This is a genomic window from Pseudovibrio sp. W64 (genome assembly GCF_001623145.1).
In the GTDB taxonomy this organism is placed as follows: Bacteria; Pseudomonadota; Alphaproteobacteria; order Rhizobiales; family Stappiaceae; genus Pseudovibrio.
Window position 1 is genome coordinate 162,540 of record NZ_LMCI01000001.1, and the last position, 7,765, is coordinate 170,304.

The window sequence follows — 7,765 nt, forward strand, 5'->3', positions numbered from 1 at the left end:
GGAAAAGGTGTTCCTGTGTGCTTTATGCACGCAACTGAGACACGAAGCCTTCCACGCGGTCTTTGAGCTCATCTGCCAGATCCGTGAGATCCACAGACGCCTTTTTCACACTCAAAGCAGAGTTGCTGGTGTCTTCAGCCGCTTTGCCAATGTCATTCACGCTGGCAAAAACTTCCTTGGTCCCATTCGATGCAAGTTCAGCGCTGCGGGCAATTTCACTGGTTGCCACGCCCTGCTCTTCAACTGCAGCAGCAATGTTGGAGGCTACTTCATCAAGTTCGCTGATGGTTTTGGAAATGCCCGCAATCTCATCAACAGCACCTTGCGTTGCTTCCTGAACGCCGCTGATCTGTTCGGCGATGCTTTGGGTTGCCCGCCCTGTTTGATTGGCCAGATCCTTCACTTCATTGGCAACAACGGCAAACCCTTTGCCAGATTCCCCAGCTCGGGCCGCTTCAATGGTGGCATTCAAGGCGAGAAGGTTGGTCTGATCGGCAATCGCATTGATGATGTCAATCACTTCGCCAATTTTCAGCACAGCCTCGGAAAGACCACGCACGGTGATGTTGGTTTGTTCAGACTTAGAGACAGCCACCGCAACCGTTCTTGAGGCCAGGTCGACCTGCATCCCAATTTCGCGAATGGATGCTGTCAGCTCCTCCGCAGCAGAACTCACGGTTTGTACGTTAACAGAGGTCGCCTCAGCTGCATTTGCCCCCGCCTGGGCACGCGACTGTGCTCTTGAGGCAGCTGGCTCCAGTATCTCTGCATGTGACTTCATGCCTGTGGCAGCGGATGAAACAGTTTGAACAACACTGCCTACGCTCTTTTCAAAATCAGAGACAATCTTGGTCCGCGTTGCCTTTTCAGCGGCTATGCGTTTGTTTTCCTGCTCTTTTTTGTCTGCCTCCATCTCCTTGACTTTGATGGCGTTGTCTTTGAACACGCCCACAGCTGTGATCATGTCAGAGATCTCATCTTTCTGGCGGCGCTCCGAGATATCAACCTGCAGATTTCCTGATGCCAACTCACCCATAACCCGGGTCAGAGAAGAAATTGGCTTGCTCAACGAACTGGCAAATATCCATGCGCCCAGAGCTGCAAGGAGCGCGAGTACAACGCCCAAGACAGAGACAAGTGAGAACATCTGATTGGACGCCTCAAGGATTTTACTGCGTGGGATGGTGATGACCAGCAGCCATGGCTCTTCGGTTTTGGCAATACTGATTGGAACGCCCACTTGCAACATTTCAACATTACCGACTTCCGTGTTGGGTAGAATGCGCGTTTTTCCAGAGGTTAACGGCTCAAGAATTGCTTTTGAAAAACCCGCTGTACCAGCAGCTTTGGACACAAGCAGACTGTCTGGATTGGAAACAATTGTTCCGGAAGAGCTGATCAGTGTGAGGTAGCCCTCCTCATAAGGATGCATTCCATTCAGTCGCTCCTGAATATCAGAAAGAGCGATATCAACACCAGCAACACCGTCTCTAGCGCCAAAGCCATCCACCGGCACAACAAGAGAAGTGATCAGGGTATCGACGCCGCCAACAGAATAGATGTAGGGCTCCAGGATGATCTCATCGCCACTTCTTTGAGCAAGCAAGTAGTAGTCACCTGCTCCATCCTTTTCATAATCGACGAGTGCTTCCCGGCCTATCTGTCCACCTGAGCGGAACCAGTATGGGATAAATCGTCCGGTCTGGTCATGAAACGGCTTGTTGGCCCAGTCCTGATCCTTGCCATCAAACGCATCAGGTTCCCAAGCGGCCCAGCTGCCAATCAGCTGCTCGTTGCTCTGGAGGACACCTTTGAGGATCTCTGCTGAAGCTGCGCGATTGGCGTCCCCGCTTTTTCTGAGTGCGTCCAATGCATTGGCTGTATTGCGCGCAACAGCAAAAGATTGATCCAGTTCAGCTTTAACGACGGCTGCACTTTCCTTGGCAATTTCGTTTGAGAGCCTGATTGCTTGTTCTTCGATAACTCCTGCCCCAATGAACAAGACAGACCCCGATGAGGCAACCATCGACACCAGTGCAATCACGACAACCCAAAATGTCAATTTCCCTTTTAATTTTAAAGACGGCATTGAAAACTCCTACAGAACATCGCCGATTTTTTTGGGAAAGTTGCAGCCATAGAATGTATCACCATACGCATGCAACCCGCATATTCCGTTGGGAAATCGATCAAATAGACAAACAAAAAGTTTATTTCAGAGAACATTTTAAATAGATCGGCAAAATCTATTCAGAAACTCAGTATAAAGTGTCGCTCAGCACGCCTATACAGTAATTTTCCACATTACCTTTGCGTCACAGACGATGACTTCCCCTAGATCAAATCGAAGACTAAACATCGCCATCCAATCACGCTCGAACGGAATGCCAAACTTCGCGACATCAAGCATTGCATGTATCGGAGCGGCGCTGTAAACGCAGTGCCATGTCTAAGAAGCCTGAAGCCACTGTAGAAATCCTCCGTATTGCACGCCTTGCCCATAAGGGTGACGGTGTTGCTGAGACCGATGCCGGACAGATCTTTGTTCCCTATACACTTGAGGGCGAGCTTGTCAGCGCCCAAGTGCAAGGCGCTCGTGCGGAACTTAACGAGATCATTGAGCCGAGCCCGCATCGCGTCGCGTCCGTGTGCAAGCATTTCAGCACATGTGGTGGCTGCTCTTTGCAGCATATGGATGAGGCTTCCTATAAGGACTTCAAGCGCCAACAAGTGGTGGACGCTCTGGCCTCCCGTGGCATCGAAACGCCAGTGGAAGATGTCGTGGTTTGCGGCAAGGGCAGTCGCCGCCGTGCAGTCTTTGCAGCTGTGAAGGCAAGCCATAAAGTGCTGTTTGGCTATCACACAGCCAAGTCCAACCGCCTTGTCGACATTGAAGAATGCCCTGTGATTGCACCTGAGCTCATGAAGGCTGTGCCGGGACTTCGCAAGCTTGCCGGCGAAATTCTGCCGCGTAAGGGCGAACTGAAGTTCACCGTGACGACAACACAGAGCGGCCTTGATGTTGCTATTGGTGGGTTGGGTAAAAACAAAGACAAGCATTACCTTGAACTCTCACAGGCTGCTGTTGAAAATAACTTTGCGCGCCTGACTGTCGATGGTGAAACAATTATCGAGATCCGCCCTCCTCTGCTGGATATGAGTGGTGTGGCTGTTCCAATTCCGTCCGGCGGGTTTATTCAGGCAGCCTTGAGCGCCGAAAAAACCATGGGTGATCTTCTTTCAGAGGGTCTGAGTGGTTGCAAACGCGTGGCTGACTTGTTCTGCGGTGCGGGTACTCTGACTTTCAAGATCGGGCAGTTTGCCAATGTGCATGCGGTGGAAGGCGAAGCAACATCGCTGAAAGCGCTTGATCTTGGATTGCGCCGTGCCAAGGGCCTTAAGAAGGTTACGACTGAACGCCGGGATCTGTTCCGCCGACCAATTGTTGCAAAAGAGCTCGATAACTTCGGCAAGGGGTTTGATGGCGTGGTGTTTGATCCACCGCGTGCTGGTGCGCTTGCCCAGGCACAGGAACTTGCGAAGTCTCCAGTCAAGAAGATCGTTGCTGTTTCGTGTAGCCCTGCCAGTTTTGCTCGTGACATTCGAGAGCTGCTGGACGGTGGCTATCAGATCAAGCGCGTAGTACCGATTGATCAGTTCCTCTACTCCCCTCACGTTGAAGTGGTTGCCCTGCTGGAACGCGGCGCATAAGGGGTAATTATGCAGGCGGCAAGTTGCGAGTAATTTGCCGTCTTCCCTGAATTTTCAATATTTGCCCTAAGTTGGGAAGAGCGTGTTACGTAAGTTTCACGAGTACTGAATATACTCTCACTTGTTGTTAACACGAACAGGTGGCCGAGCTATTGATCAAGGGCCTTTCGGTTTTTGCAGCTATCATTTGCATTGTGCTGGGCCTGCTGACGGTCTGGACGCCCATCCCTACCGGCGTACCGCTGCTGGCTCTGGGGACGGTTCTACTGATCGCTACAAGCCGCAGGTTTGCCAAGTTCGTGCGGCGGCATCGGAAAAACTTTGTTTGGCTCAATCAGGCTCTGCATTGGATTGAGGTGCGTTCCAGCGGGCGGTTTAAGAAGATCATCAGACGAACGCGTCCACGCTATTTCAGGAAGCGTCAGGGTAAAGGTCAACCCTCGCCTAAAGATAACAATACTAAGTCCGCAGCATGATTTCCCAGAGCAAGCAAATCAGATAGGATCTTTTCCAATTACAGGAGAAGTATATGCCGGCTTACGTCATTGTTGATACAAAAATTGAAGATCCTGTCGTCTATGAAGATTACAAGGCTCAGGCTCGCCCGATTGCTGAGAGCTTCGGCGGCATCTACAGGGCACGTGGCGGTGATATGGATGTGGTTGAGAGTGATTTATGGACACCACACCGTCTCGTCATCGTGGAGTTTCCAAGCATGGAAAAGGCGCAGGCGTTTTTGAATTGTCCGGAGTATGCCCCTGTTGCCAAAATCCGTCATGGTGCTGCTAAGTGTAGCCTGACGATTATTGATGGGGTGTAAGTTCTGGGAGCCTGAGGAGCGTTAGGTGCTCAGGCCACCGCTGACGATAATGAAAGGCGCAGCATCATTCAGGTTGAGTGCTGACCAGTCCCCATAGGAAGCTGTTGCGCGCAGGCCAACGGCTTCCAACAGGTCGCGGATATGATCGCGATGCACGAAGCGGCGCATGTTGTTTCTGGAGTAATGCTGTCCATCGCTGTCGTAGTGGGTTTGCATGGACACGAGACCGTTTTTGTCTGGCCCGGCTGTATCCTGCCACAGAGACACTCTTTGCCCTTCAACCGAGCGGACCAAAAGAGGTTTGCCTTTCTGGCCCCACTTCTCCCATGGGCGCGCTTTCGGGTTTTCCATGCCAAAAGCGAATTTGCCATTTGGTTTCAGATGAGCGGCGATGGTTTGGAGAACGAGGATCTGATCCGTATTGGTTGCAAAGGCCTGGAAAGCATTGCCAGTGATGATAATGCGGTCGAATTTCTGATTGAGGTGCACCGTTCGGGCATCTGCCTCCAACCATGTTACCGTCTCTGAGCGTTTAACAGCTTGTGCAATTTTCTTCGGATTTCGGTCAACACCAACAGTGTTTACACCTTGTCTGGAAAGCGCGTTGGACAGCGCACCTGTGCCGCATGCAATTTGCAAAACGCTTCCACCCGGCGTGCAAGCGAAGTTGAAAAGATAGTCATCATCTGCCCCCCAATCCTTATCCAGACTGGTAAAGCTGCATGTGTTTCCCTTTGTCTCCGTGCGGTTCAGCTGCATGATAATTGCCTTCCGGGTGCTGTCCTTCCTAATAAAAGTTAGGTTAAGAGTGTTAACGTCTTGTAACAGGATAAGCGGATTTGCAGCCAAACAAAGAATTCTGAGGTATTTAATCTGCTCAATGATTGTTTATAGATCAGTGTTGCAGAGAAACATCATTGCCCCCGCCAGAACTGTCTAGTTCTTTGCAAGAGGATCTCAGGGTCACATGCAAGGAGATGTAAATCCACTTCAAGTACTGGTGCGTTCGACTTGGCTTGCTTCAAGCGCCAGTTCTTTCTCATAGCCCGTCTCGGCATAGACTGGGGCTCTCGCTTTACGAGGCAGTCGTCAATCGGGCCTTTGAGTTTGATGTGCAGCTGGTTGAATTCCATGGTGCGGACAGCTGTTTTGTAAAGGGAAAGCTCAGCAATTGCGGACCAGCGCAGAACACCAAGCCTTTCCAGATAGAGCCCGGTCTCATTGGCTGCGATTTGAGGGCGTTTATCAACGAAAGGGTAGTGCCAGTGAACGCTGAGAAAAACGGGTAGTGATGCCAATGCAGGGATCAGTGAACCGCTTACAATGCCCGTACCAAGAAGAGCTGCCCCGAGCAACAGGCTGCCGTAGACAACAGGCTCGCCCGTCCCTTTTCGATAGCCCAGTGTGAATGGTTCAGCCGAGCTTTGCTCTTCCTGCCATGGATCAAGATCAAACTGAGACATGCCCCCGCCACTTTCCATATTGCGCCGGGGGCCTGTTGATTAGTCCGCCGGAGTTTCTGTTGCTTCAACTTTCAAGCCGAAGCCTTCAAGGCCAACATAGTGGCGCTCACGCGATGCAATAACCCGAATGGAATTGGCTCCCAGATCTTTCAGGATCTGCGCACCGAGACCAACTTCGCGCCAGTCCTCAGACCGGCCCTGAGCGGAAACGTGCTGCTCATGCTCAGCAGCTTCCAGGTTATCACGATGACGGTTGGACTTGCTTGCAACGCCTACCGCACCTTCACGCAGGTAAACAATAATGCCTCGGCCTCGTTCAGCAAAGTCTTCCATGATTGCTTCCAGAGGTTTGGTTTGCCCAAACACATCATCCAGAACGTTTTCCAGATGAAGTCTGACCGGAATATCCTGACCATCGCGCACGTCGCCGTAAACCAGCGCCAAGTGGCCAACATTGTCGAACGGAGTAGAATACACGATGGCGCGCGCTTTGCCTGCTGTGGTCTCTACGTCGAACTCATCGATACGGCTTACGAGGTTTTCATGACGCTGACGCCATGCAATGAGATCCGCGACTGAAACCATTTTCAGGTTATGCTCACGGGCGAAAGCTTCAACTTGCTCACCGCGCTTTACAGTACCATCGTCATTCACCAGCTCGCTGATGACGCCGACTTCCGGCAGGCCAGTCAGTTTACACAGGTCGACCGCTGCTTCTGTATGGCCAGAACGCATTAGGACGCCGCCCTCTTTTGCCACCAAGGGGAAGATGTGACCCGGACGAACGAAGTCAGCTGCGCCAGCATTTGGGTTAGCAAGGCCGCGAACAGTTGCACAGCGCTGCTCAGCGGAGATGCCAGTTGTCAGGCCCGGCGCATAGTCCACGGAGACGGTGAACGCAGTTGCCAGTGGAGCGTCGTTGTTGGCGACCATCGGCTCAAGGTGCAGGCGTTTTGCTTCTTTGAGCGTCATCGGAGCACAGACGATCCCAGAGGTGTGGCGGATGATGAATGCCATTTGCTCAGGGGTGATCATGTTGGCTGCTACAATGAGATCGCCTTCGTTTTCGCGATCATCATCATCAGTTACAACAACCATCTCGCCGTTTTCGAAGGCGCGCAGGGCTTCGGCAACTCTTGTTTGAGACACGACGTACTCCTTGTTTTCTTTTAGTCCGAGAAAATCGTTGGGGGTCACCTGATGGCCCGTCGCTTCAGCGATTTTCTGGGCCATTTCTCGAGAAATCCATGCGCTTGGGTCGTTGCACAGAGCCGTTACAGATGCAGGAGACAAACCAGCGCGGCGTGCAAAGGCACTCCTGCTTTCACCAGCGTCTTCCAACCATTCAGTCAAGCGCATAATTCCAGCCCCTTGGCTATATAATTTTCAGTGATACTGAAATCGCGCTTTTGCCGCTGGAAATCAAGAGGAAAACTGAAAAAAGCTTACCGCTTTCTACCTAGGTCGTATCTGTTCCTGATCTTGAGGTGAATAAACGGTTTGCGGCTTTGCGCGAACGCGCTCGGTTACAACTATGTGCCCTGCCTCGGCTCCGTATTTCAGGAGAGCAAGCACTGAAATCACCACATGACCTCTCATGCAGTGTTGAACCAGAGTTCCCGGAAGTCGGGATGAGCAAGGCGGCAGGCAATGCCTGCGCTGTTTGTTAGTAATGAGTCTTCGGCATCAGCTACACGCCTTGCCCGGGCTTTTTATAATGAACAACGTCGCCTCTTTTGCCTATAAGGCACGATAGCCGGTTTCCCGGAAA

At 51.8% G+C, this 7,765-nt stretch carries 7 protein-coding genes; 3 read left to right on the top strand and 4 right to left on the bottom strand.

The window, feature by feature from the left end; translation table 11 throughout:
• Positions 1 to 22: 22 nt before the first annotated feature.
• Positions 23 to 2,089: a methyl-accepting chemotaxis protein gene (locus PsW64_RS00795; RefSeq protein ID WP_063302381.1), complete on the bottom strand. Its 2,067-nt coding sequence runs from the start codon at positions 2,087 to 2,089 to the stop codon at positions 23 to 25.
• Between the two features lie 356 nt (positions 2,090 to 2,445).
• Here PsW64_RS00795 and PsW64_RS00800 point away from each other — a divergent pair, with 356 nt between their 5' ends.
• The 3 genes from PsW64_RS00800 (at position 2,446) to PsW64_RS00810 (ending at position 4,531) form a co-directional block, all read left to right on the top strand.
• Positions 2,446 to 3,711 (top strand): class I SAM-dependent RNA methyltransferase, encoded by a 1,266-nt coding sequence (locus PsW64_RS00800; protein WP_063302382.1) that lies wholly within the window; start codon positions 2,446 to 2,448, stop codon positions 3,709 to 3,711.
• A gap of 152 nt (positions 3,712 to 3,863) precedes the next feature.
• Positions 3,864 to 4,187, top strand: a complete 324-nt coding sequence (locus PsW64_RS00805) for a hypothetical protein (protein WP_063287442.1) — start codon at positions 3,864 to 3,866, stop codon at positions 4,185 to 4,187.
• A gap of 53 nt (positions 4,188 to 4,240) precedes the next feature.
• Entirely contained in the window at positions 4,241 to 4,531 is a 291-nt protein-coding gene (locus PsW64_RS00810) for a DUF1330 domain-containing protein (RefSeq protein WP_063287271.1), read from the top strand.
• A 21-nt stretch (positions 4,532 to 4,552) separates the two neighbouring features.
• On the opposite strand, the gene PsW64_RS00815 is transcribed toward PsW64_RS00810, so the two are convergent.
• The 3 genes from PsW64_RS00815 to ribB all read right to left on the bottom strand — a co-directional run bounded on the left by PsW64_RS00815 (position 4,553) and on the right by ribB (position 7,353).
• Positions 4,553 to 5,290, bottom strand: coding sequence for a class I SAM-dependent methyltransferase (locus PsW64_RS00815; RefSeq protein WP_063287270.1), 738 nt, complete (start codon positions 5,288 to 5,290; stop codon positions 4,553 to 4,555).
• A 155-nt stretch (positions 5,291 to 5,445) separates the two neighbouring features.
• Positions 5,446 to 5,994 carry a hypothetical protein gene (locus tag PsW64_RS00820; protein WP_208980484.1) on the bottom strand — a complete coding sequence of 183 codons (549 nt, stop codon included), beginning with the start codon at positions 5,992 to 5,994 and terminating at the stop codon, positions 5,446 to 5,448.
• 39 nt (positions 5,995 to 6,033) lie between these two features.
• Positions 6,034 to 7,353 (bottom strand): 3,4-dihydroxy-2-butanone-4-phosphate synthase, encoded by a 1,320-nt coding sequence (ribB, locus tag PsW64_RS00825; protein WP_063287268.1) that lies wholly within the window; start codon positions 7,351 to 7,353, stop codon positions 6,034 to 6,036.
• Positions 7,354 to 7,765 lie beyond the last annotated feature (412 nt).

Excerpts from the sequence above, each read along its gene's own strand:
- PsW64_RS00795 (WP_063302381.1), bottom strand. The coding sequence starts at position 2,089 with ATGCCGTCTTTAAAATTAAAAGGGAAATTGACATTTTGGGTTGTCGTG.
- PsW64_RS00800 (WP_063302382.1), top strand. The coding sequence starts at position 2,446 with ATGTCTAAGAAGCCTGAAGCCACTGTAGAAATCCTCCGTATTGCACGC.
- PsW64_RS00810 (WP_063287271.1), top strand. The coding sequence starts at position 4,241 with ATGCCGGCTTACGTCATTGTTGATACAAAAATTGAAGATCCTGTCGTC.
- PsW64_RS00815 (WP_063287270.1), bottom strand. The coding sequence starts at position 5,290 with ATGCAGCTGAACCGCACGGAGACAAAGGGAAACACATGCAGCTTTACC.
- PsW64_RS00820 (WP_208980484.1), bottom strand. The coding sequence starts at position 5,994 with ATGTCTCAGTTTGATCTTGATCCATGGCAGGAAGAGCAAAGCTCGGCT.
- ribB (WP_063287268.1), bottom strand. The coding sequence starts at position 7,353 with ATGCGCTTGACTGAATGGTTGGAAGACGCTGGTGAAAGCAGGAGTGCC.